Annotated in this window: 20 protein-coding genes; 11 read left to right on the forward strand and 9 right to left on the reverse strand. The window is 45.1% G+C overall.

Features of this window, described 5'->3' with window-relative positions; all coding sequences use genetic code 11:
- Positions 1 to 13 precede the first annotated feature (13 nt).
- The 4 genes from BDE36_RS00965 to BDE36_RS00980 form a co-directional block, all read right to left on the reverse strand.
- Positions 14 to 925, reverse strand: coding sequence for an IS982 family transposase (locus BDE36_RS00965; protein ID WP_420837437.1), 912 nt, complete (start codon positions 923 to 925; stop codon positions 14 to 16).
- 462 nt (positions 926 to 1,387) lie between these two features.
- On the reverse strand, positions 1,388 to 2,263 hold the full coding sequence (locus BDE36_RS00970) for a macro domain-containing protein (RefSeq protein WP_141813389.1): 876 nt from the start codon (positions 2,261 to 2,263) through the stop codon (positions 1,388 to 1,390).
- Positions 2,264 to 2,265: 2 nt separating this feature from the next.
- A complete protein-coding gene (locus BDE36_RS00975; protein WP_141813390.1) occupies positions 2,266 to 2,760 on the reverse strand; it encodes a TIR domain-containing protein in 495 nt (164 codons plus the stop codon).
- Positions 2,761 to 2,878: 118 nt separating this feature from the next.
- The gene (locus BDE36_RS00980; RefSeq protein ID WP_141813391.1) at positions 2,879 to 4,960 is read right to left on the reverse strand and encodes a hypothetical protein; all 2,082 of its coding nucleotides are present in this window, start codon (positions 4,958 to 4,960) and stop codon (positions 2,879 to 2,881) included.
- A 37-nt stretch (positions 4,961 to 4,997) separates the two neighbouring features.
- On the opposite strand from BDE36_RS00980, the gene BDE36_RS00985 reads away from it, so the two are divergent.
- From BDE36_RS00985 to istB, 3 genes are all read left to right on the forward strand, one after another.
- Entirely contained in the window at positions 4,998 to 5,747 is a 750-nt protein-coding gene (locus BDE36_RS00985; protein WP_141813392.1) for a hypothetical protein, read from the forward strand.
- 344 nt (positions 5,748 to 6,091) lie between these two features.
- The gene (gene istA, locus BDE36_RS00990) at positions 6,092 to 7,648 is read left to right on the forward strand and encodes an IS21 family transposase (RefSeq protein ID WP_141813393.1); all 1,557 of its coding nucleotides are present in this window, start codon (positions 6,092 to 6,094) and stop codon (positions 7,646 to 7,648) included.
- A 1-nt stretch (position 7,649) separates the two neighbouring features.
- Positions 7,650 to 8,366, forward strand: a complete 717-nt coding sequence (istB, locus tag BDE36_RS00995) for an IS21-like element helper ATPase IstB (protein ID WP_141813394.1) — start codon at positions 7,650 to 7,652, stop codon at positions 8,364 to 8,366.
- A 324-nt stretch (positions 8,367 to 8,690) separates the two neighbouring features.
- Here the strand turns inward: istB and BDE36_RS01000 are convergent, their stop codons facing one another.
- Both BDE36_RS01000 and BDE36_RS01005 read right to left on the reverse strand, forming a co-directional pair.
- Positions 8,691 to 9,494 (reverse strand): DUF2971 domain-containing protein, encoded by an 804-nt coding sequence (locus tag BDE36_RS01000; protein ID WP_141813395.1) that lies wholly within the window; start codon positions 9,492 to 9,494, stop codon positions 8,691 to 8,693.
- 310 nt (positions 9,495 to 9,804) lie between these two features.
- A complete protein-coding gene (locus tag BDE36_RS01005; protein WP_141813396.1) occupies positions 9,805 to 10,437 on the reverse strand; it encodes a hypothetical protein in 633 nt (210 codons plus the stop codon).
- A 655-nt stretch (positions 10,438 to 11,092) separates the two neighbouring features.
- On the opposite strand from BDE36_RS01005, the gene BDE36_RS01010 reads away from it, so the two are divergent.
- Genes BDE36_RS01010 through BDE36_RS01020 form a run of 3 tightly spaced genes read left to right on the forward strand, consistent with a single transcriptional unit; the run spans position 11,093 to position 17,400 of the window.
- Positions 11,093 to 14,431: a SusC/RagA family TonB-linked outer membrane protein gene (locus BDE36_RS01010; RefSeq protein WP_141813397.1), complete on the forward strand. Its 3,339-nt coding sequence runs from the start codon at positions 11,093 to 11,095 to the stop codon at positions 14,429 to 14,431.
- A 22-nt stretch (positions 14,432 to 14,453) separates the two neighbouring features.
- Positions 14,454 to 15,845 carry a RagB/SusD family nutrient uptake outer membrane protein gene (locus tag BDE36_RS01015; protein ID WP_141813398.1) on the forward strand — a complete coding sequence of 464 codons (1,392 nt, stop codon included), beginning with the start codon at positions 14,454 to 14,456 and terminating at the stop codon, positions 15,843 to 15,845.
- A 13-nt stretch (positions 15,846 to 15,858) separates the two neighbouring features.
- The gene (locus BDE36_RS01020) at positions 15,859 to 17,400 is read left to right on the forward strand and encodes a TlpA family protein disulfide reductase (RefSeq protein ID WP_161993432.1); all 1,542 of its coding nucleotides are present in this window, start codon (positions 15,859 to 15,861) and stop codon (positions 17,398 to 17,400) included.
- 81 nt (positions 17,401 to 17,481) lie between these two features.
- Here the strand turns inward: BDE36_RS01020 and BDE36_RS01025 are convergent, their stop codons facing one another.
- The 3 genes from BDE36_RS01025 to BDE36_RS01035 form a co-directional block, all read right to left on the reverse strand.
- Entirely contained in the window at positions 17,482 to 17,832 is a 351-nt protein-coding gene (locus tag BDE36_RS01025) for a hypothetical protein (RefSeq protein ID WP_141813400.1), read from the reverse strand.
- Positions 17,829 to 18,311 (reverse strand): MauE/DoxX family redox-associated membrane protein, encoded by a 483-nt coding sequence (locus BDE36_RS01030; protein WP_141813401.1) that lies wholly within the window; start codon positions 18,309 to 18,311, stop codon positions 17,829 to 17,831. The genes BDE36_RS01025 and BDE36_RS01030 overlap by 4 nt, the downstream gene beginning before the upstream one ends.
- 67 nt (positions 18,312 to 18,378) lie before the next feature.
- Positions 18,379 to 18,948: a Crp/Fnr family transcriptional regulator gene (locus BDE36_RS01035; protein WP_141813402.1), complete on the reverse strand. Its 570-nt coding sequence runs from the start codon at positions 18,946 to 18,948 to the stop codon at positions 18,379 to 18,381.
- Between the two features lie 249 nt (positions 18,949 to 19,197).
- On the opposite strand from BDE36_RS01035, the gene BDE36_RS01040 reads away from it, so the two are divergent.
- The 5 genes from BDE36_RS01040 (at position 19,198) to BDE36_RS01060 (ending at position 23,035) form a co-directional block, all read left to right on the forward strand.
- Positions 19,198 to 20,418, forward strand: coding sequence for a hypothetical protein (locus BDE36_RS01040; protein ID WP_141813403.1), 1,221 nt, complete (start codon positions 19,198 to 19,200; stop codon positions 20,416 to 20,418).
- A gap of 114 nt (positions 20,419 to 20,532) precedes the next feature.
- Complete coding sequence (locus BDE36_RS01045) at positions 20,533 to 20,847, forward strand: helix-turn-helix domain-containing protein (protein ID WP_141813404.1); 315 nt, start codon at positions 20,533 to 20,535, stop codon at positions 20,845 to 20,847.
- 366 nt (positions 20,848 to 21,213) lie between these two features.
- Positions 21,214 to 21,855 carry a DUF6266 family protein gene (locus BDE36_RS01050; protein ID WP_128768203.1) on the forward strand — a complete coding sequence of 214 codons (642 nt, stop codon included), beginning with the start codon at positions 21,214 to 21,216 and terminating at the stop codon, positions 21,853 to 21,855.
- A 61-nt stretch (positions 21,856 to 21,916) separates the two neighbouring features.
- Positions 21,917 to 22,546, forward strand: a complete 630-nt coding sequence (locus tag BDE36_RS01055) for a DUF6266 family protein (protein ID WP_128768202.1) — start codon at positions 21,917 to 21,919, stop codon at positions 22,544 to 22,546.
- A 132-nt stretch (positions 22,547 to 22,678) separates the two neighbouring features.
- Positions 22,679 to 23,035: a hypothetical protein gene (locus BDE36_RS01060; protein ID WP_141813405.1), complete on the forward strand. Its 357-nt coding sequence runs from the start codon at positions 22,679 to 22,681 to the stop codon at positions 23,033 to 23,035.
- Positions 23,036 to 23,041 lie beyond the last annotated feature (6 nt).

Below are 23,041 nucleotides of genomic sequence, written 5' to 3' on the forward strand. Positions count from 1 at the left end.
CCCGTTGTGCGGTTTAAGCGGCAAGGGCATGTTTTAAGTGATTAATGGGTTTGTTGTTTTTGAAATTGATCAACTGCAGAACGGCTACGCCACTTATCTTTGAACACATCCTTGTGAAGAGCCCGCTGAGCGATTTTGCATAATTCCTTTTGATGTAAAGGTGGTCGCAAAGCTGAGAAAACAGAGTTTCCACTCTCTTGCGGACGTATCGGTAAGAAGGATTCCAGAGCGTTGTTCTTTTCTTCATATTATTCCTTAAAGGGGTGATTAACCGAATCCTGTCCTGTTCAAAAAGAGTGGTTTGATAGGGCAGGGATAAATATCCTTTATCTGCAATTAATTCACATTCATTTAGTTCCAGATTTTCAAGCTGGCTGAGATAGTGTACATCATGTACATTAGCAGCCGTTATTCCCATTGATACCGGAACACCGGCTTTCGAAATAATCAGTTGCATTTTGAAGCCGTAATAATGCAGCCTGTGAGATGCATGATACCCTCTGGAAGGTTGTACATGCAAATCTTCTCTGCAAATGCTGGTCCTGGAAATCCTTACATTCTGACAAATAGGAACAGGTACCGAATCTATAATAAACTGGCGGTTATCGGGATTGATTATTTCCGATATAGGTTGAGCCACCAGGGCAATATAATCCTGAAGTCTCTTTCGCCTTCTGTTGTAATTAGACCGGTCTATTAAATTAGGAAACTCCCCGCTATATTCTGTTCTAAGTTTAGAAAACAGCAGGTTTTCCGAGTCAATACCCAGTGCTTCGGAAGTAATAGACAAAGCAACTATCTCTATATCTGACAGTTTTGGCAAATTCCTGTACTTGAAGAAGTTGCCATCCGCTAACATATATTCTGTCAAAGCAAGTTTGCTAATCTCAAGAATCTTATCGAAATTGGTCTTTAAGTTGTGCATGTAAGAAAATGTCGAATACTTTCTTAATTTACTGCTTATCAGTAACGTGCACAACTTTATTCCTTCTTCTTTTTTCATTTATTTACTTTTACTCAAACCGCACAACGGGTTAACTATTAGCAATTTTACTCGCTGTTCTATTGAGTGGAGAGAGGGGAATCGAACCCCTCAAGCCCGCATTATGGGAAGTCGGAATAACTTTGGTCTGAACTTCAAAAGGCTATCTTGGGGTGGTATTCATACCAATATCTCCGCTAAGGCCCCACACCAGATTTTTTTGCCAATAGTTTTATAGTCTACTTTCATAATTCTTTGTTTTAAATGTTTAAATACTAATTCCAATATTTCGTGGAGAATAACACCAAACACCACCCCAAAGACCCAGTGAAGTAAAAGAGCTAGACCGACTTTGATCCCCAATATTTTTAACGTGCAAATATAAAGAGTGAAAACCAAATATTCTTATGGCAGATAATGATGAAGTAAGTCTTTGACCTCAAATAAATTCAAATTTGCCTTGTCAACATCAGTGGGATGAATCACAATGGTAAGCTTATTTGCGAAGATTTGACTTTCAGAAGCTGTTACAAATGATTGTGCGATCAAAGCAATCAATTTTTTACGACTGGTAGAAAGCCTGCCAAGTCCAGAACCCACTACTGGGATTACCGTATCTAATTTTTCTCCTTTAGTTTCAATGAATTCCCACAAACCTTCTAGTGCCTGGTTTATATGCTTAAGTTTGGTGGTTGCAGTATTGCTTGCATTTAGATCTGCCATGGCAAACCAGTAAAAATAATCACCTGCAATTCTTAGTTTGACTGTTGTACCAAAATCATAGCGAGTAGTTTTTCCAGACTGTTTCTGTACAGTTGTACTGGTAATACCACTTAGGCCTTGGGCAAGCTCGGCATCTAATTTTGGAATATCTCCAGGGTAATATTTTTGAGTGAACTGGCCCTGTAAGCTATTTAAGGAAATTATTCCACTACCTGTGTCTGTGTCAAACGTAGTATTTGTACTTATAACCTTCTGTCCCGGGACTGCGAATAGATCACCAATTAGAACTTCAATCGTTAAATCCATTCCAGGATATTTATACTTGATTTTCTTAACTGGCCTTCTGGTAAATATAACGACCACAATTCCGAATATAAACAAAGGCGCGAGCAACCATAAAGGTAGTTTTGCTTTTTCAAGACAGTGAAAGGAATCTAAAATATCTACAAAAGTCCATATTCCTGCTACAACAGCAACAAATGTCTTTAATGAGTCTACAGACCATAAAGCATACGCCCAATATGACCTGGTACTAAATGATCTGATGTGATAGTTCATAATTATATACCCAAGTCAGTGTACACATTTTGCTCGTAATAAAACGGACCGGTCTTGCCATTTTGTTGATGAGCTTTATGCCAGCTGGGCCAATATTTTATGGCAAAATCAACTATCTTATGGGCAAAAGGTATATGAATAGCCAACGTATTTCGTAATATTGGAGGGCATAAATCGGAATCCATATGCCTCTTCTTGTTCAAATTAACAACGATAATTGGCATGTTTTTCTCAATTGCTACTTCAATTTCCCAGCGAACAAATTTAAAAAGATTCTTTGTGCTGTCCCCAACCAATACAATTAAAACATCACTGGAATCTAGCCTGATTCGAAGACTACGCTTAATGGTTTCTTCTGTACTGGAATCCCTTGCTTGGGTGATATCGTGAGCATTCACAAAAGTGAAATTAAAATTTTCATTTTCGTGCCATGCTTGCATTAGTCGGTAATAATGAATGTCATTATCCCCGTCAAAACATGTGTAACAAGTAGCCATATTAATTTAAGATTATGGGATAAATATAATCTTAACTCGGGTAATATAAAATTGACTGTAACAGGTCTATTCAGAAGGACTTTACTTTTTAATTGCCCATTTTTCCAACTTCTGAGACCTACGCTATTTTATCGGTCTCAGCCCAATGTAAAGCGATTGGTGCCCACTTGGTAAAATTGACTCCTTCAAAACCATTATCAAGCCATGCAGAACGCCTTGATGTGAAATAATTTTCTCCAGAATCAGCACAAACACTTTGCAATATATGGATAGATGGGATTGCCTCGATTCCCGGTTCGTCAAACATAAGCTGCTCATCTTTATTCAAATTTATTGTCCATTCAAAATTGTGTAGCCTATTTTCTTTGAACTCATATTCGGAATTAAGCAAAGTCCGCTTGGCGTAGAGCACTCCATCCATTTGAATCATTTCAGCCATCAAAGGCTTATCCGGATTAAAGGCAAATCTTTCGAGGTATGTTCTCTGATGAGATACCCAATCAGCAAATGTTTCTTCTTCATCAGGAAAAGGAAGATTTTCTAACAGCCATTCATATAACTCACTAACCGGGCCATATGCGGAAATTTGGACGATTTTGCCGTCAATTACAATTCCTATCGTCATTGATACCTTAAAGAAATATTCCCTATCTATCATTTTGGAATAGAGCAACTTAAAAGCTGCAATTGTATCCTTTAAGAGGATCCAGGAATTTTCACCATTATGCATGATTAATGGTATGTTCCAATAGTTATCTGGGCTTCTGATCAATAACACATCCTCTGGGATTTCGAGGTCACAATCAAATCTCATCAATGCTTTCTTGAATTCTAAAATGTAATAGTCAAGGCAACGATATGATTTCTCCATATCCCCTATAATATCGAAGGAATTTATAAATCTTCCTTCTTTGAGATTTTCAGGAATGGGAATATACGATATTAGCAGACGAATTCCATCACCAGGTTCTATGCCATAGGGTATCACACTTTCTTTAATGGACAACTTTCTTTGCACTGGAGATTTCAATTTTTCAAGGTCTTTTTTCAGACCGAAGTATTCGTATATAATAGGATTTCCCCTTAAATATAGAGTGACAAGAAGCTTCCAGGTTTCCAATGGGAATTTGCCGTTAATTTTAAAAAGTTTTGTGTAGCGTGATTTTTTTCCGTAGGATTTAAAATCTTTGTCCAATCTTTCCAACATTTCATAAGAATCATATGCCCGCACCGCACCATCAAAATGCTCTAAGCACGACGTAACTTTATCATACACTGTATGAACATACCTGCAATTGTATTGGTCTTGTTCCGTTGGAGATTCCTCATCTTTTAACTCTTCCATTTGAAACGAAAACTTGGTTTTCTTTTTATCCCATTCCCAAAGAAACTCACTTCTACTGAAACCGTAATACGCCCTTTCAAAATCATCACAATCATGGCGTGAAAGTCCTTCCTTAATCGATTCAAGTTCGTCACTATACTTCGGCCCCCATTGGTACTCTAGCTCCATGTATTCCTGAAATGAAGGAGCATAACCAATCTGGTTTTCGTCAATCCTTATTGATAGATCTAAACTTTGCTCATCTTTTAAAGCTAAAAATCGATCTAAAAATGCAGAATTTGGCGTATTATGTACTGATTCAGAGCGTCTGAAGTAGCGATGTGCAAATACGGTTAGTTCGGATGTTTTATTTTTAAATACTCCTTGTCCCAGATAGTCGAAACTTGCTAAAAGAATGCTAAAAGGAACAAGTTCATCCCGGTAATCTTTACTGAATAATTCTGGAAATAATGTACTGGCTATTTTTTCCCTATTTGCTGTTAGGCAATTTATATTGGTGATCTTAAAGTCACTAATGCCTTTTTGATTTAAAACCTCATGAAATGTTTCCAAGTACTTTTTTGATGAATTATAATATCTGTTCGACCTGAAAATATTATGGTTGTTTAATACTTGTTCACTTTCTTCTTCGGTGGTTGGTGTTGCCTGTATTGCAATCAGACGGGTTAGATGAGGTTCTAAATACAATGCAAAAGGAGTACCCCATCCAATAGGTTTGTGATGATCGTGACCAAAAAGCATCGGTATTCCTTCTCGCATCCTATCTCGTAGCATCATCTCCAATGCCTTAATGTGGATTCTGTATCCATACCTATCGACTGAATCTGAACTTAATACGATTAAATTGGTTTTCATCTCTTATATTTAATTTTTAGCGTAATTGGATCACGCAATGAAAAAAGTAGACAATAAAAATAACAGAATGTCGCAACAAAAATGCGCATTATGTGGTAAACATGAATTGCTCACGTTTGAGCATATTCCGCCTCAATGTGCTTTTAACAACAAAGCTATTTTTGTTCAGAGCCACGAACATCTTACTGAAGAGAACAGCTATTTATATGGTAAAATGAAAAAATCCCAACGAGGATTTGGCAAACAGTCACTTTGTGCATCATGCAATAACAGTACTGGTAATTGGTATGTAAAGGATTTTTGCAGTTTTGCGGAGCAGGGGATGAAGATCTTGAAAGACAATAAAGTTCCGGAATATATTCAGGGAAACTATATTATTAAACCCCAAAACGTAATTAAGCAAATACTGATCATGTTTTTGGCGGCAGACTCCTTGGGTGCGATTAGGGATTCCCCCGGTATTTCAGAATATTTGTTAAACAGGGAAAGCATGGCCTGGCCAGAAAAGGTAAATATTTATTTGTACTCAAACTCATCTCCTAAAAAGCGTATGCTTGGATATTGCATAGTTGGCGATATTGGTGCTCAAGGTGTATATAAGTGGTCTGAAATAAACTATCAACCATTCGGGTATTTTTTTACTTACGATAGTCCTCCTCCCAATGAATTTATGATCAATATAAGCGATTTTAGTAAAGTGCCATATAACATAGAAAAAAGTGTACAAATCACTACTGCATATCTAAAAGTAGAAAATATGCTGATTGGTCATTACGCTAATATTTAAACCAGGCTGCAAAAATTACTGGTCTTCAGACCTAAGATCATCAAGCACTGCCTGTCTAGGTTTATCAGGGTAAACGTAGTCCGTAATTGCTGGTGGATATTCCGGAGCATGTTGACCCCTCAAAAGCGGTTAGAATAGCGCATAGGAATGCGGCTTAATTCAACAGAATCGCCTGCCATTCCGGCGGATGCTGACCCCCTCTAGGAGATAGGCGCAATGCGTACCGGAGCATGTTGACCCCCTTGATATGATTAAAGGGAAGGCTTTACCGGAGCATATTGACCCCTCTAACTTTGGTTTTGGTTATACTTAGTGATCCAATTTATTAAAAAAGAAGATCGCTGATGGCCGGAAAACCAAGACCCATGAGTCAGATAAAACAACTATTACGCTTACACACCCAGGGCTATTCTATTAAGGCCATCGCACGAACGCTGAACATCAGCAAGAACACGGTGAAGTCTTATCTTGCCAAGCTTCAGTCTGCTGCCCTGGACCCACAGGAACTGCTTCAGTTGGAGGATCCTGTCCTGGAAACCCGGTTCCATTCCGGTAATCCTGCTTATAAGGATCCACGTTATATTCATTTCAAAGGAAAACTGGAATATCTCTCCAAAGAGCTTAAAAAAATAGGGATGACTAAAAAACTGCTGTGGGATGAATACATTCTGGGTTTTCCCCAGGGGTATGCCTACTCCCAGTTCTGCTTTCATCTGCATCAGCAGCTTGTTGCCCGTAAGCCGACCTCTGTATTAAGCCATGAGCCTGCCGATAAGCTGTTCGTCGACTTCGCCGGCAAACAGATCAGTTATACAGACCGCCAGACCGGGGAAATTATCAGTTGCCAGTTGTTTGTAGCCTGTCTTCCTTTTTCTGATTATGCTTTTGCTATGGCTGTACCCTCTCAGCGAATCGGTGACTTTCTGTATGCCCTTTCCTGCTGCCTGAAAGAATTGGGCGGGGTACCCCGGGTACTGGTACCCGATAACCTTAAGTCTGCTATCGTCAAGGCAGACCGGTATGAGCCGGAGGTCAACCGGAGCCTGGAAGACTTTGCCAATCATTATCAGATGTCGGTCGTGCCTGCAAGACCGGGCCGTCCCCGCGATAAAAGTCTGGTTGAGAACCAGGTAAAGCTGCTCTATACCAGAGTGTATGCCCGGCTGCGCAACCGGCAGTTCTTCGATCTGGCTTCTCTAAATCAGGCCATCAGCGAAAAAGTACGCGAGCATAACCAGACCCGCATGCAGCGTAAGGACTACTGCAGGGAAGAACGCTTCCTGGCCGCTGAAAAGCCGTTACTCTCTGAGCTGCCCCAGCAGGACTTTGAACTAAAACACTATTGTGAACCCAAGGTAGCCAGTAACGGGCATGTCAGTGTTCAGAAACACTTTTACAGTGTTCCCTACACGCTGATTGGTTCCAAAGTAAAGGTGATCTATACCCGCAGTATGGTCTCTATCTATGCTGAAGGGAAACAGGTGGCTGTCCATATCAGAAGCTACAGCGGGGGATATACTTCGGTAAAGGAACATCTGAGTTCTGCTAATCAGGCCTGGCTGAACCGCAGTCCGGAATATTACCTGGAGCGGGCCCGTTATAAGTCGGAAGATCTCTACCGCCTCCTTGAGATCATCTTTCAGCAGGACCGTTATCCAGAGCAGTTGTACCGCACCTGCGACGGCCTGTTCCGTTTACACCGGAATACCGAGGCAGAAAAGTTCACCCGTGTTTGCCGGATCGCTGTGCAGCACCGGATCTGCTCCTATAAGGCCATCCAGAAAATACTGGAGAACAACATGACGCTCTATCTGCAGGAGGAGAGCATTGAACATCCGCTTCCTGCCCATAACAATATCAGAGGAAAAGAATACTATATACAATCCACTATTCACTTTTAATATGCAAATCGAAACACAACTCAAAGAGCTGCGCCTGCATGGAATGTGCCGCAGTTGGCAGGTACTGCTGGAGACCCGCCGCCATCACGAACTGAACCTCTCAGAGGGCCTACAATTGCTGCTGCAGGCCGAACAGGAACAGCGCAGCGGAAAACGCTTTGACCGTCTGCTTAAAAATGCCGGCTTCCGCTACCGGGCTTCTGTGGAAGAACTGAACATGGATGCCTCCAGGGGGATTGACCGTTCACTCATTACGGACCTTGCCATGGGAACTTATCTCTCCAGTGGAGATGCCGTTCTGATCAGCGGGGCCTCAGGTGCCGGTAAAAGCTTTCTGGCTTCTGCCCTGGGGCACCAGGCTTGTGCACAGGGATATAAAGTGGCTTATTATAACCTGCAGAAGTTACTGCTGCGCACGAAGATGAGCCGGATTGATGGGAGCATCTATAAGTTTATGGAAAAGCTTTCGCGCACGGAACTGCTCATTCTGGACGACTTCGGACTCACTCACCTGGAACAGCAGCAACGCATGGATCTGATGGAAATCATAGAAGACCGTCATGGCCGCAAATCTACTATCATCGCCAGCCAGCTGCCGGTGGCAAGCTGGTATGATGTGATCGGTGAAGAGACGATTGCTGATGCCATACTCGACCGGTTGGTACATACCGCTTACCGAATTGAACTTAAAGGTGAAAGTCTAAGAAAAAAAAGGTAAAATTGTCAGGCCTTCAGAATCTAAGGGCCAAAGCCAAATTAGGGGGTCAGTATGCCCGGTACGGGGTCAGCATCTCCGGAATCTCCAATGTGGCCTGCCTTCCAAATTATTCTGATATGATCTTGCTGTGAAAAAATCTCTTGCATCTCCCTCATCTGCAAAAAAGGAATAGTAAGTCCCCAGTCTCAAGCAGACCTACTAAGCAGTTGTTGATTACCTTCTGAAATTCTTCCAATATTACATCAATCACCTCATCTTCATCATTAATCAATTGAAACATGCCCTTGCCGGTGTTAGTATTAAGTATAGGCTCACGATCTCAATTTACTTTCGGATAATCCCTTTCAGTGCACTACGTTTTGCCGTGCCATTAGGTGCATATATTTTCAATAACGATTCCACTATAATTTCATTAGAATGGGAACAAAGAGGTCCTGTCGTCACGATAATATTTTGAAGTTTATCACTATCTATTTCCACATCAATATACTCAACAGAATTTCCGATGCCATAGCTCATGCAATAATTAACTAATTCCATTTGCTTGAACTTGGAATGATTCACTAGCGGATGATCAAGAGGTAATAAAGGATGTGCTAACAGGGTAAAACGACTTTCTTGCTGAAATTCCCATTGAGTCTTTTTGTACAGACCCAAATCAAAGGTATTTTTAACATGATAGCCTTTTTCATCAGCCACGAAGAAACTTTTGTATATTTCTGGATAATCATTTCTATAAACAATTTTCTTATAAAATGAATTTGGTTTGTCAAACAAATTCATTATTATATAATTGTCGGTAAATGTTTCTTCTTTACTTAGGGGGCCCCAATAATCTTGATTACTGCCATAATTCGCTTCATTAAACGCCGGGACAAATTTTCTCTTAAACAGATTCTTAGGAAATGAAATTTTTACCCCAGCCATGTTTGGTGTATACATCTTCCACAAAGGGATGCTTTCTTCAGCCTCTTCGGTCCAGCACGACACAAATATATGGGTTGAAAAAAATTGTGCTATACCTTCAAGCTCAGAAACATCGTCAACTAAATCAAGTCTATTAAATCGGATTTTTCCATACTTAAGGATTAAGGCGAGCGTTTCGACAGATGTATAATGATGGATCATGTGTTATATTCTATGCCTTACTAATGATAATTTCGCATTCTTGATACTAATAATGTCTGCTATAGTATTGTCTAAGTCAACGTCCACTTTAACTTTATCGTTGTTTTTCAATAAAATTGTAACCAAGAGCTACCAGTGGTATTAAACAAATAAAGCCTTCGTCCAACATAGTCAGCAAGCTTATTCTTAGAATAAAACAACTAAGAATATTGAATTGGTACAAAAGTAAATAAGCTAAAGCCATTTCATTTGTCAATGGCCTTAAAAATAACGATGCATTATATGCAAAAAAAACGAATCAATTTGCATATTATTCTCGTCTGCTCTCTTTATTTTTATCCGAGCTATCTCCTAATCTTATAACAGTCTTTCCTTTTTCAGTGGTAATGTAAGTTTGATTTGGAGCATTTTTAGCTGTCTGTGTCATTTCCAGCCAACCATATTCTTTTAATTTATTGGCAGCTCTTTTGAAGGTATTGTACGAAGTATTTAATTCAAATTCGCTTAAAATTTCAATGCGACTTTTTGCTTCCAGGCAAGAAATTAAAATATCTACATATCGTTGTGCTACTTTGGAGCTTATTTTGACATTTGTCGCTGCTTTCTCTTGAATAGCTACTTGTGACATTACTTGCAATACTCTTGCTTTTTTCATTTCATTCACAACCCTAGAACGACCAGAATTATCACTTAAGTAGTCAAAGTTCAACCACCCACTAACCTGAACCCCAAGCTCAAACAGCAGATCTCGGAAGGTTAGCATGTTCATGTTTTTGCCGGACTCGTACTCGTAATATTGCGAGCGATGCCTTCCTGTGAGATGTACAAATGCTTCAGGAGTAGAAAACCCTGCCTTGATACGGAAATATTTAATGATTGAACCTAATAGCCTGTAAAATGCTTCATCATCCGTATTAGGGTCTTTGGAGTCGATATTTTCCATGCTTTCAAGATGGTCAAATCGATTTATTCCGTCATCCAATTATAATTGGATTTATAAATTTAATTTTTATATATAAAAAGTTATATTTGTATTGAAAAAAAGCCCTTATAAGTGCAATTTGTATGAAAATGTAAAAAATAATTACTTGTGACATTTTAATATATATTAAGTTAGAGTAGAACATTGGTAAAACGAACCTCGTAGCAAGAATCTGGTAAATTTTTAGTGATACGAGCGTGAGTGAAGCGCCAAATGTCCTATCTTTAGGACTTATCCTAATAAGATAGGGCAAAGCGCTCGCTTATAGTCTTTTTGTATCACTACGCCGGCCTTTTCAGGTTGGCAAAACGAAAGTTGGCATTTGCCACGAGTAGGAGGCCTACCAGAGCCTTTGCTGCATTAAGATGCGAGTCGCTGGCCCTATTTTCTTAGGAATAGAGCCTCCTGAATCCTGTCGGTTCGTTCTTAAAGAGCGAACAGTATGAATCAACAAACTCAAAAAAAGCAGTTCCAGAAAAATATCATCAGAGCCCCCGAATGAGGCGACATGCCTCATTGGCAAGTATTTTACCCATCCCCCCATTCCCGCACCGGGGCCCCGTGCAGAGGAATTTTCCTTAATCAATTAGTGTGAAACTATTAACTTTTACAGATAATGAAGCCCAAAACAGGCTGCACAGGATCCCCATTGCCGTTTTTCCGGCCCAGCAAACACAGAAAGCAAGTCCATTATTCGAACTCTTCAACAACTAAATACAATGATGATAATCGTTTACAAGGCCTTTACATTGTTTTATTCTATCTGCTCCTCATTACAGTTCTTTCCCTCTCTGATATTATCAGTTCTTATGCGCAAACCATTCAGTCCGTCCAGGGTCGCGTAGTCGATGAAAGAGGCGAACCTCTTACCGGGGCCATCGTGAAAATCAAAGGCCATACAGCCGGTACTTCTACCGGGAAGAATGGCGAATTTTCTCTCCGGCAGATTCCTGCTGATGGGGTTTTGCTCGTCTCCTTCATAGGTTATAAAACAAAAGAGCTTGCCGTTCCGGCTGTAAAAACCAGCCTTCTTATTACCATGGTTCCCGATGCCACCCAACTTCAGGAGGTTGAGGTGGTCAGCACCGGCTATCAGCAGATCCCGAAAGAACGGGCTACCGGAAGCTTCGTGCAGATAGACAGTGCCCTGCTGAGCCGCAGGGTAAGCACCAACTTTCTTGACCGGCTCGATGGAATAACCAGCGGATTGGTGTTTAACCGTCAGCCGGGTGCTACCGACCAGAATATGCTGAATTTTATTCAGTTGCGCGGACGCTCTACGCTTGGCAGCTATGGCGCTCCGCTTTTAGTAGTAGATAATTTCCCCTATGAGGGCAGCATCACAGATATCAATCCCAACGACATCCGGAATATTACCGTACTAAAAGACGCCACGGCGGCTTCAGTATGGGGCGCCCGCTCGGGAAATGGGGTCATTGTGATTACTACCAACAAAGGGCGGCTCAATGGAAAGCCCCAGCTAACGGTCAGCTCGGCAGTGTCTGTTACACAGAAACCAGATTTATATGCTGCCAGCCTCCCGCAGCTGAGCGCTGATCAATATATCGAAGCCGAGCAGTTTCTGTTTAACCGCGGGGCATACAACCAGGCAATCAGTAACGGATATACCGGCCTCTCTCCGGCAGTCGAGATCTTCCTTGCATCAAAAAATGGACTGATATCACCCTCTGATTCTCTTGCCCGTATCAATACCCTGAAAGGGTACGATTCGAGAAAAGACCTCCTTAACTATTACTACCGGCATGCGCTCAATCAGCAATACTATGCTGCCATTTCGGGCGGAAGTACGTCTGCAAAATATTATTTCTCGGCAGGCTATGATAAAGATCTGCAAAATGTGCGTAACAGCGATAATGACCGCGTCAGCCTGAATGCCAACCATTCTTATTTTCTGCTTGATAACCGGCTGGAACTGGCTACCCGCCTTGTTTATACGGCCAGCCGCTCTGAATCGGGAGCGTCGGTTTCCGGCTTGTATCCGTATGACCGCCTGGCAGATAACGAGGGAAATGCGCTTGCTTTGGTAAATAATGCGGCGGGGTCGCTGCGACTGGCCTATACGGATACTGCCGGGGCCGGTAAGCTGCTCGACTGGAAGTACCGCCCGCTTGACGAGATCAGGAAGGGCTATAGCACGGCTCAATCAGAGCGGAACAGCTACCTGCTCAATTTCTCCCTGAACTACCGCGTGAATAACAGCCTGAATGCTTCTCTTATTTATGGCTATGAGCGGGGGGACAGCGAAACCGGCAGGCTGAATGAGGAACAGTCGTTTTATACGCGCAGCCTGATCAACACCTTTACGCAGATAACCGGCTCGTCGGTAACGTATGGAATGCCCCGTGGCGACATTCTTGTGAATGGAGAGAACTCGGCACGGTCGCACAACGGCAGGTTCCAGGCAGATTATAACCATACCTGGCACAAGCATTCGCTGACAGCACTAGCCGGATACGAAATAAGGCAGGTTACTAATTTTAATACAGGCTATACGCTGTATGGCTACAATCCGGCAACTGCTACCAACCAGAACGCTGCGATCATTCCCGACCGGTATTATCCTTATTACTATGGCTCTGGGAGCGGAACGATCAGCACGGTGCTGTCGCAGGATGGCACGGAATATCATTTTCTGTCGGCTTATGCCAATGCCTCTTACACCTATTCAGGCAGGTATACTGCCTCCATGAGTATACGGAAGGATGAATCAAACCTGTTTGGCGTGAAAACCAACCAGAAAGGGGTTCCCCTGTGGAGCGCCGGACTTGCCTGGAATGCCACCGGCGAGCCTTTTTACCGCTTTGCCTGGTTGCCCTCGCTGAAGATAAGGGCTACATACGGCTATACCGGCAATGTGGATAACAGCCTTTCGGCGCTGCTGACGGCCTCGGGCAGAAGTACCAACCTGAATATGTACAACGACCTGTACCTCGCCATTGTAAATCCGCCCAACCCATCGCTGAGGTGGGAAAAAGTCCGGAATATGAACCTGGGGCTTGATTTTAGACTGAAAGAGAACAGGCTGAGCGGAAGTGTCGACCTCTGGCGGAAGAAAGGGGTAGACCTGATTGGCCAGAGTCCTCTTGCTCCTCAAACGGGAGTCGTTTCTTTTAAGGGCAATTCGGCTAACACGCGTTCCAGGGGAGTGGATGTGCAGCTTAATTCTGTCAACCTGAAGGGGGCTTTCGGCTGGAACACCGGCCTGCTGTATAACTACAGCAAGGATGAAGTAACGAAATACATGGTTGAAAGCGGCAGCAACTTCAGCGTGGTAACTACTAACTCTATTAACCCCTTGCCGGGCTATCCGCAATATGCTGTTTTCAGCTTTAAATATGCCGGGCTGGATGCCACCGGCGCGCCGCTCGGCTACCTGAATGGTGAACAAAGCAACGATTACAGTGGTATTTACAATTCTTCGAACCGCGCCGATCTGGTTTACAACGGCCCTGCCGTGCCGGTACACTCGGGAAGCCTGATGAATACTTTTACGTTCAAAGGATTTGCCCTCTCGGTAAACATCAGCTATAAGCTGGGCTACTATTTCAGGAGGCAGTCGCTGGATAACAGTTCGCTCTACGGGGGAAATGGTGTGGTATATGCGGGGCAGGCTGATTACGATAAACGCTGGCAGAAACCGGGCGATGAGTTGATAACTAACGTCCCGGCATTGATATATCCGGCCAACACCTATCGCAGCGCCCTTTATACGTACTCGGATGCCCTGGTAGAAAATGCAGGCAACATCCGTCTCCGCGACCTCCGGCTGAACTATCATGCAGGGAAAAGCGCCTGGCATCCCTTCCGTAATCTCGATCTCTTTGCTTACCTCGATAATGCAGGCATTCTCTGGCGGGCTAACAAACATCACATCGATCCTGAACCGTGGTATGCGGTCCGCTCGCTGTCATTCGGATTGAAAGCAGCGCTCTGATAATCAACTAAACAGAACAAAAATGAAAAGACATTTATTGAACAACTACTGGATTGGCATTCTGCTCTTACTTGCGGCATGTGATAAAGACAGCTTCCTTGATAAAAAGAGCTCGACTGCTATTGTCTCGCCCACCAGGCTTACCGACTTTCAGCAGTTACTGGATAATACGATTTTTAACTACACGGCGGCTTTGCCTCAGCTGGCTGCGGACGAATACGAAGTAAGTTATGCCAGCTGGCAGGCTTCGGCCTCTGTTACTCAGAGGAACTCGTATATCTGGGCAAAGGATATATACGGCGGCGAAAAGAACGTGCGCGACTGGAATGTTGCCTTCACCCAAATATTTTACACGAATGCGGTGCTGGAAGGGCTGGCATCGTCGGAAAGCGCCGGTACCCCGACCGGCCAGTTTATTAAAGGCCAGGCGCTGTTTAAGCGCGCCTACGCCTGTTATGATCTGGTCCGCAATTTTTGTAAGGCGTATGACGAAGCAACGGCTGCCACAGATGCCGGAATTCCGATCCGCCTGAATGCCGGGGTTAACGAGATAGCGCAGCGCGCTTCCCTGAAGCGGAGTATGGACCAGGTTTTGACCGATCTGCGCTCTGCCGTCCCGCTGTTACCGGCTGCGCGGCCTTCCACAGATTTGTTCCGTCCGTCAAAGCCAGCGGTCTATGCCCTGATTGCCCGTGTTTATCTGGATATGCGACACTATACGGAGGCAGAGGCATATGCTGATTCGTGCCTGGCGCTGTATAGCAGGCTTATTGACTACAACAGCGTGAGCACCTCGTCGGCTACTCCTTTTTCGACCACCAACGACGAGCTGATCTATAATACCTGCGGATTTGCGAATGCCACCCAGGCCTATACGTTTATACAGGCATCCACCTCATCGGCTGCTAAGGTGCCGGCTGCCCTTACCGGTTTGTATGCTGCCAGCGACCTGCGTCTGAAAGTGTTTTACGCCCGGGCGGCCGATGGAAGCTACACGCGAAAAAGGGGGTATTACGGAAGCGGAAACTATCCGTTCACGGGCCTGGCTACCGACGAAGTTTATCTCGTTAAGGCTGAATGCCTCGCCAGGAGAGGGGAAACGGCGGCGTCCTTACTGGCATTGAACACATTGCTGCAAAAGAGATTTGTGAACACGGCAGCTTACGTGCCTGTTACGGCTGCCACACCGCAGGAGGCGCTGGACAAGGTTTTACTGGAACGGCGGAAAGAACTTTCGTGGCGCTGCCTTCGCTGGCCCGACCTGAAGCGGCTCAACAAAGAAGGTGCAGGCATCGTCCTCAGCCGCGAGCTGAACGGCGAAACGTATACACTCGAACCCAATTCGCCCCGGTATGTGCTCCCGATTCCCGACGACGAGATCGCTCTTAGCGGGATAACCCAGAATGAACGTTAATAATCACCGCTTTATGAAATGTATCAAGTTAAAAATACGATGGCGCCTGCTTTTTGCCTGTACGCTTTTTCTTCTTATTTCGGCCTCCTTAGCCGGACAGGCAGGGCCTGCGGCGCCACCTTTACAGGCTGTGATCGACCTGATCGCCGAAGACAGCAGCATGCTGGAGGACGCGGTATTCCGCTACGAAACTTTAAAAGGAGGGGTTAACTCTCTTTATTCTTTACAGGCAAACGCCGGAGAGGAAAAGATAACAGGGCGGGAAAGCCGTCATGTTATCCTGCTCCCGGAGGCATACAGCTATGTAAGGCTTTCATACAAGGCCGCGTATCACCAGGGCGAAGACCCCGATCTTCGTCAGCCACTGGGGGTGGATCCATGGCTTTTGCAGGATGGCGATACCGTCGTTATTCACCTTAGCCGCAGAAAGAACGGTGTATGGTTCAGCGGAAATGCAGCCACCAAAATGACCTGCATGCTCCGCATCCGGCGGAAATTCAGGAACGGGATCGGCAGTTTCAGCCGCTCAAATAACCTGTACCGGCAGGCTCGCTACAGCGAGGCACTGGAAGCAAAGAAGCAGCAGTTCGATTCATTGTATACGGTGTGTTCGGGGATATTGAATGAGTACCGCCCGCAGATCAGCGCACGGGCTGCAGCGCTGTTGGCCACAGACTGTCTGGCCTACTATTATACGATGATGGTGAACCACTTTAGTCTTGCGGGAGACGAGCCTGATCTGCGTGCTTCATTTGATGATACGAAAAAGGTGTTTATGCGCTATTTCGGAAGTTTCAAAGAAGGGAATAATAGAGACGAGGGGCTGCTTACGCAATCGTACTTTTATGCTGATTTCCTGCTGAAAAAGGATATGGCATTGCTGGCGTTCCGCAATAGTTCTGCGGATGCTTTTCGTAAATGTACGTTTGAAGAACTAACGGACTTTATTGCCCGGAACTATCAGGGGATGCTGCGTGATAAGCTTCTTTTGCTGGCCTTTTACCGGAGTGGAAAAGGGAAGAATCTTACCGAAAAAGAGCTAAGCCAGAGTATTGATAAGGCCGGCGACAGCCGCTATGGCCGGGCATTGAGGGAATATGCGACGAGAATAAGCGCCGGTATACCTGCATATAACTTTTCGCTTTGGGATGAAGCAGGAAAGGTGGTGCGGCTGGCCGATCTCCGTGGAAAACTTCTGGTAATGGATTTCTGGTTTACAGGTTGCCATGGCTGCACCCTTATGGCTGAAAAGTTAAAGCCTCTGGCCGGGAAATATAAAGACAATCCGCGTGTGCTGTTTATATCGGTAAGTATAGACCGTAAAAGAGACCAGTGGCTCAGGAGTGTGAAAGAAGAGAAATATTCGGGCAAGCACGAGCTTAACCTTTGGCTGGGTACCGGTACCGGGAGGTGCCCTCTTCCGGAGTATTATAATTTTGATAGTTATCCGCAGCTGATGGTCATTTCGGCCGATGGGAAGCTCATCACCACCTCTCCTCCGGACCCCAGGCGCAGCGAAGAAGCGTTTATTTCTTTTATTGAAGGCTCCTTATAATCTTATTTATCAGAGTGCATATTTATTGAAAGAGGCCGTTCCCCATGGGGAGCGGTCTCTTCTTCAAAAGGAGAGAGTCCTTTAGTTATCGTACAGGGCGGGCTGAGAATCGGCGTCTGCTGCTATCCACCCGTTACTCAGATAGGTGGTGACCTCTGAGTCGCTGTAACTTGTCTGATCGGGAATATTCGTTTTCCCTGAAGCGGTGACATCGTACACACAGTGGCGGGAATCGGTGTCATTACAGTTAGCAAGAGGATCAACCGATGCCCGTTGCTGGAAGTTGCTGGTCCCCTTGTTCACAAGGAAATTGCCTGAGATCATACCGCTTTTGAGTTGTCCGTACCCGGCTGTGTTTGCGGGTGCGTTGGTAAACGCACTTACGCCTGCTGCTGTGGCTGCCACGAGCAGGCTCAACATGATTCTTTTCATGATGCTGAATTTGATGAATGAAATAAATGATTGAATTGATGCTTGAACGTATATAAACGCGCTTTAATAGTTCCGATAGAAAGGAGTCCGGGTTTTAGAGCCAGTACAGCCAGCATGATCCAGCCGGTATTGAATCCTATATGCTGTCCCCAGGTCATACGAGAGATCACCCCTCCGCAGTGGCAGGGGAGGTTCTGTTGTACCTGCATCATGATGATCAGGTAAATGGTGAAGCCCAGCATAAGTGCCAGCGAGGCATACAATCCGGCCCTGACCGTTTTCGGTATTACCAGTAGCAATGATATGGCCAGCTCCGACAACGGTATCAACCAGGCAAACGCTTCTGCCTGAGCGCCTATTATCACTGATTTGGAAAGCACACTGGCAAAAGCGGCGTGATCTGTAAGTTTTGCATAGCCTGTATATACAAACAGGAATACGAATAGATATGGCACGATTACAGAGAGCATCTTTTTCATAGCACAGTAGATTATTTGTTGAATCCAAGTTACAGCGGTGCCGTGTCTGCAGCAGTGCCATCTGGAACTATTTCAACTTTTTCATCGTCCGGTAAAGACTGGTCCTGCTGATACCGCAGTAGCTGGCAACATGCTCAGGTTTTGTTTTCTGCAGGATATCCGGATACCGGGCAAATAACTTTCTCACCCGCTCTTCGGGGCTGTCTTCAAGCAAAGAGCGCAGCCTTCTTAAAGCCATCCGCCTGTACAGGTTACAGAAATAGATCAGCACACGGCTGATGTTATCAGTAGAGTGCATCAGCATCATCAGGTCAGGATAACTAACGGAAAGAACTTCGGTAGTTTCCTCAGCGATAATATTTTCCTCAGCACGGGTCTGATCAAAAAACGCCGTGGATGTAACGAATTCGCCTTCCCTCGCAAAGAGGTAGGTAACCTGCTTTTCGGGGCTGTTGAAGTAAATTCTTACAACGCCCGATTTAATAAAGTACAGTCGCCTGCTCCGCTCATTGTCGTGCTGTAAAAAATCATTTTTGTTGAATTTTTCTTCCTCGAGGATGCCCAGGATGATTTCCTGATCGGACAAAGCTAAGCTATGTCCCTTATTGAGTGTTTTTAACAGTAAATCAGTATCCATATGTATTTAAAATTTCATATGGTTGTAAATAAAATAGGTTTTTTTGGCAAAAAAGAACAAAGAATGGTGGGTAAATGGCGGTTACCTGTAAAAAAATTCAATCTTTTGTTACATTCTGATACTTTTAACGTATAAACTCTAAAATGAAGAACTCCCGGAGACAAAAGTAAAGCGTCCCGCCTTGTCCCGCACGCTGCCAGAAAAACGATCCCCTGACGGATTCTTCCTGTGTTTTAAAATCTTATACGTATGGACCATTATCCCTTTACTACCTTTATTGAGCTGTTCTGCTCCTTAAATCCTGTTCAGATGAAGGAAGCTTCGGCTTCACCCGAACGTCGCCGCGAATTCGAAGAACGGTTTTGCCGGAGATTAAAAGAACTAAAACTACAAGTGATTGCCCTGCACCATGATGCAGATTCAGACGAGCTGTCGAGGCGGTACTTTAATGACTACCTCTGCAATCTCTGCCAATATATGGAGCTGCTTACCGGGCAGTTGGGGCCCGACGGCGCCGGAGAGTATTTTAAAAAGAAGCATCGCTCGGATTACACCTCCTTTATTGCCTCCCTTTTAACCTGCGTAAACAGAGATATCAGGAACCTGGCCGAATTTTTCGGCAAATATTTTGACTACGACGCACCTGCTCCGGCCTTAACTGGCCTCGAGTTTTATCTCAACCAGAAAGATCATCTGGCCCGGCTGATCAGAAAAATGAAGAAAAGGGTGGACGATGCGGAACTGGTGCAGGTGATAGAAAATTTTATTCATTCGTTCGCTGTTAAAAACAACCACAGTTCGCGGCCCTTTTCCGACTACCGTTGCCTGCACCGCCTTGGTATCGTGATGCAGGAAATACTGCTGCGGAAGGGTGGAAAAGATACCGGCGACAACCTCCGGGTGGCTTTGATGACCAGGGGATTTAATGACCCCGCATTTGTAATGCACTGCCTCGGATGGCTTAATAAAAAGCTGGCTGCTGATAGTGGACGTGAGAATGTGCTCCTGAAGCTTCATGAGCTCGGCCCTCTTTTCGTTTCCCTCAAGGGCGATCAGCTGCAGCTCCCCGCACTGCAGTCGCTGTGTGCGGCATGTACCGGCTGGAGAGACGATACAAGGGCTTTCTGGTTAAGCGAAGAGCAGTTTGAGGCACGTGTACAGGAGAGGCTTTTGCACAGGCTTGACCAGATGCGATTCTCAACCTCCCTTTCGGCAAGGGCACTGGCCATGTTTGCACGCTGCCTGTATGAAACGAAGGTAATTACAAACAAGGATCTTGAAAAACTGCTTGAAATATGGCGTCTGATGTTTATAACGGTGCGCAATCATAATAAAGAAACGGCTGAGGGAAGCTTTAAAAAAGCATTTTATGGAACCGACCAAAAGGTAGCCGCTACCCTGAAAGGCGTTTTTGATATGGGAACCGACTGGCTCAACCGGAAAACGAAACTGAACGAGAGGGACTACTAACCGCCATTTACCTATGCAGAAGGTCTTATTTTTTTTAACTTAATTGGATTCCGTATTTATTTAAGACGCCACGATTATCTATCCGTTAACTTAAAATCCAGACCCATATTAGTTATGCACGAAACCAGACGTATCGAGAAGAATATTTCTGACATCCGCTCGGAACTCGGCAACATTAATGAAACGCTGGTGGATTTCTATGAAGGACACCGCCAGCTCGCCACCAGCCTTATGTCTTTTATCAGCTATTATACCGGCGAAGTTTTCCTCTCGCAGAAAGAAGTTGCCGACCTTCTGGGGGTAGACGAACGCACGGTAAGAAACTGGAAAACCAGCGGAAAACTGCTGCCCGAGCAGGTGGGCTCTTGCCGCCTGTATGCAAAATCGAAAATTCTTCAATTTGGCCGCGATAAAGGGCTGATCAGGTAGGAGCCTGAATAATTACTGCCATCCCTTTGTTCACCTGCCGAACTGCTTCGGTAAAGGTTGGCGTGCGGCCGCATCAGTTCGGCAGCTGCACGGCGTTCGTTCGGTCTGCTTTCAAAGCCGGGTTAGAACAGGGCCTGAAGCCTGCGTTACAGGGGGGATGTTTCATGATGTCCGTTTTCCGGAAACCGGAAAATAACCGGAAATAACCGGAAAATCAAGGTTTAAAATTCACCTCCGTGGCCGTGGTGGCTACGTTTGTTCCATCAGCACGACGTACCGGTACTATTGATAGCTGTTCCCTTCGGTTCCTTCCGGGGGGGTGACAAAAACGGAAGGAAACATGTTTAACAGTTAATTTTTTTTAAAATGGCAGAATTAAAACCTGGTGTGATAGGCACCATTTCCGGAAAGATCGGCAACGTGGTTGCAAGCAACTGGCGCGATATCAAATACCTTCGCGGGGTAGCTGCAACCAGCAGTAAAACGGCTACCGAAGCGCAGCTTACTCAGCGCGCTAAGTTTACACTACTGTTTGATTTTCTCGCATCGTTTGCCGGGGCGATCGATCTTGGCTACAAATACCAGTACCAGGGCCGCAGCACGGCTTTCAACCTGGCTATGAGCACCAACATGCGTGTGATCGGGGGCACCCTTGCCGCCCTTTCGGTAGACTACCCTTCTGTAGTGATCAGCAAGGGAAGGCTGCTTCCGGCGGCCGATACCCACGCCTCCAGTACGGAGCCGGGCGTGGTAGATGTTTCCTGGCAGAACCTTGATGTGGCCACCGACCAGGGCCTCTCAGACAAGGCCGTGGTGATTGTATACAACCCGGTTAAAAAACTGGCCGTGTACAGTACCGACGCTGCCGTGCGCGGAGATCTGAAACTGGCGATGCATGTTCCGGCCTCGTTCTCAAACGATGAGGTGCATGTTTACCTGTTCTTTTCGGGTGTGGCGGTCAGGAAAAATTCCCAGTCTATGTATGTAGGCTCTGTGGTAGTATTCTGATAAGCAATGTACCGGCCGGATTTCGGCCGGTACTGATTTTTCAATTAATATTCTTTCAGCTATGGCAATTATTGTTAACGGACAGATTTCGGGCAGGGTGGGCGACTTGGTCTACTGCCGCGGAAAAAATAAAAGAAACTATGTAAGAAAGGTAGGGGTGATTAAAGTACCTCCCAGCGAAGCGCAGCTCGCAAACAGGAAAAGAATGGCGGCTACGAGCAACTTTCTCACTCCCTTGCGCGGATTGATCGACGAACTTTGGGACCGCCGCCTGCTTACGAAGCAAACCGCCTTCGGAACGGCTTTCAGCTACATGATGCATTATGCTTTTGATCATTCGGCTCCTGAACCGGTGATATGCTACTCTAAAATTTTGCTGAGCAGGGGCAGGCTTGAGAGCACGTTCTCTGCCGGGCTCTCAAGGGAGGGCGACATGGTTACCGTAAAGTGGGCCAACTCCCCCCATCCCAACAGCTATCGCTGCCTCGATGAAGACATGGCGGTGCTTGTTCTGTATTTCCCTGAGAAGGAGGCCAGCCTGGTGTTCCGCAACGAGGCGGTACGCCGCGATGAGATGCTGGCGGTTGCTTTGCCCGGGGTGTATGCCGGGTGCAGCTTGCATGCCTGGCTGATCTTTGCCAGCAGGCGGGGGCTGGGGTGTTCAACGAGTTTGTATGTTGAGGGGCAATAAGTTGTGAGTTGTGGGTTGGGGGCGTGGGAGGATGGGGTATCAAGTATCTGGTATCAGGTAGCAAGAGGTAGGTTGCATATTTAGTATCTGCAGCCAGGTTTAAGTATTAATCATTATTAAGTATCAATTATTATGAAAATGTTTTCTGTTCTTCGTCGTTCCCTCCATCATGAGGGCTTTCTTATCTTTCTGAGTATCTGTAGTTTTCTTTTATTTCCATGGCTGTCGAGGCATGTGGATGTTACCGCGGCTCCTGTTGATCCAGGCATCTTCAGCCTGGTGCTGACGGCACTGCTGGCTTTCCTGGTTTTCAAGTCGGTTACCTGGTGGGCCATCAGGATCATCTGGCCGGTGTTCGCCGAATACTCTGAGCTGCATTTTGAACGCAACTTCAAGTCGCTCCTGCCCCTGCAGAAGGTAGTGATCTATTTAGGCTTTTACATGCTGCTGTTGTTGGGTTTTGTGTGGACGCTGGGGGCGTTAATGTAAGGAGAA

This window comes from Arcticibacter tournemirensis (genome assembly GCF_006716645.1).
Lineage (GTDB): Bacteria > Bacteroidota > Bacteroidia > Sphingobacteriales > Sphingobacteriaceae > Arcticibacter > Arcticibacter tournemirensis.

Excerpts from the sequence above, each read along its gene's own strand:
- BDE36_RS00965 (WP_420837437.1), bottom strand. The coding sequence starts at position 925 with ATGCACAACTTAAAGACCAATTTCGATAAGATTCTTGAGATTAGCAAA.
- BDE36_RS00970 (WP_141813389.1), bottom strand. The coding sequence starts at position 2,263 with ATGAACTATCACATCAGATCATTTAGTACCAGGTCATATTGGGCGTAT.
- BDE36_RS00975 (WP_141813390.1), bottom strand. The coding sequence starts at position 2,760 with ATGGCTACTTGTTACACATGTTTTGACGGGGATAATGACATTCATTAT.
- BDE36_RS00980 (WP_141813391.1), bottom strand. The coding sequence starts at position 4,960 with ATGAAAACCAATTTAATCGTATTAAGTTCAGATTCAGTCGATAGGTAT.
- BDE36_RS00985 (WP_141813392.1), top strand. The coding sequence starts at position 4,998 with ATGAAAAAAGTAGACAATAAAAATAACAGAATGTCGCAACAAAAATGC.
- istA (WP_141813393.1), top strand. The coding sequence starts at position 6,092 with ATGGCCGGAAAACCAAGACCCATGAGTCAGATAAAACAACTATTACGC.
- istB (WP_141813394.1), top strand. The coding sequence starts at position 7,650 with ATGCAAATCGAAACACAACTCAAAGAGCTGCGCCTGCATGGAATGTGC.
- BDE36_RS01000 (WP_141813395.1), bottom strand. The coding sequence starts at position 9,494 with ATGATCCATCATTATACATCTGTCGAAACGCTCGCCTTAATCCTTAAG.
- BDE36_RS01005 (WP_141813396.1), bottom strand. The coding sequence starts at position 10,437 with ATGGAAAATATCGACTCCAAAGACCCTAATACGGATGATGAAGCATTT.
- BDE36_RS01010 (WP_141813397.1), top strand. The coding sequence starts at position 11,093 with ATGAAGCCCAAAACAGGCTGCACAGGATCCCCATTGCCGTTTTTCCGG.
- BDE36_RS01015 (WP_141813398.1), top strand. The coding sequence starts at position 14,454 with ATGAAAAGACATTTATTGAACAACTACTGGATTGGCATTCTGCTCTTA.
- BDE36_RS01020 (WP_161993432.1), top strand. The coding sequence starts at position 15,859 with ATGAAATGTATCAAGTTAAAAATACGATGGCGCCTGCTTTTTGCCTGT.
- BDE36_RS01025 (WP_141813400.1), bottom strand. The coding sequence starts at position 17,832 with ATGAAAAGAATCATGTTGAGCCTGCTCGTGGCAGCCACAGCAGCAGGC.
- BDE36_RS01030 (WP_141813401.1), bottom strand. The coding sequence starts at position 18,311 with ATGAAAAAGATGCTCTCTGTAATCGTGCCATATCTATTCGTATTCCTG.
- BDE36_RS01035 (WP_141813402.1), bottom strand. The coding sequence starts at position 18,948 with ATGGATACTGATTTACTGTTAAAAACACTCAATAAGGGACATAGCTTA.
- BDE36_RS01040 (WP_141813403.1), top strand. The coding sequence starts at position 19,198 with ATGGACCATTATCCCTTTACTACCTTTATTGAGCTGTTCTGCTCCTTA.
- BDE36_RS01045 (WP_141813404.1), top strand. The coding sequence starts at position 20,533 with ATGCACGAAACCAGACGTATCGAGAAGAATATTTCTGACATCCGCTCG.
- BDE36_RS01050 (WP_128768203.1), top strand. The coding sequence starts at position 21,214 with ATGGCAGAATTAAAACCTGGTGTGATAGGCACCATTTCCGGAAAGATC.
- BDE36_RS01055 (WP_128768202.1), top strand. The coding sequence starts at position 21,917 with ATGGCAATTATTGTTAACGGACAGATTTCGGGCAGGGTGGGCGACTTG.
- BDE36_RS01060 (WP_141813405.1), top strand. The coding sequence starts at position 22,679 with ATGAAAATGTTTTCTGTTCTTCGTCGTTCCCTCCATCATGAGGGCTTT.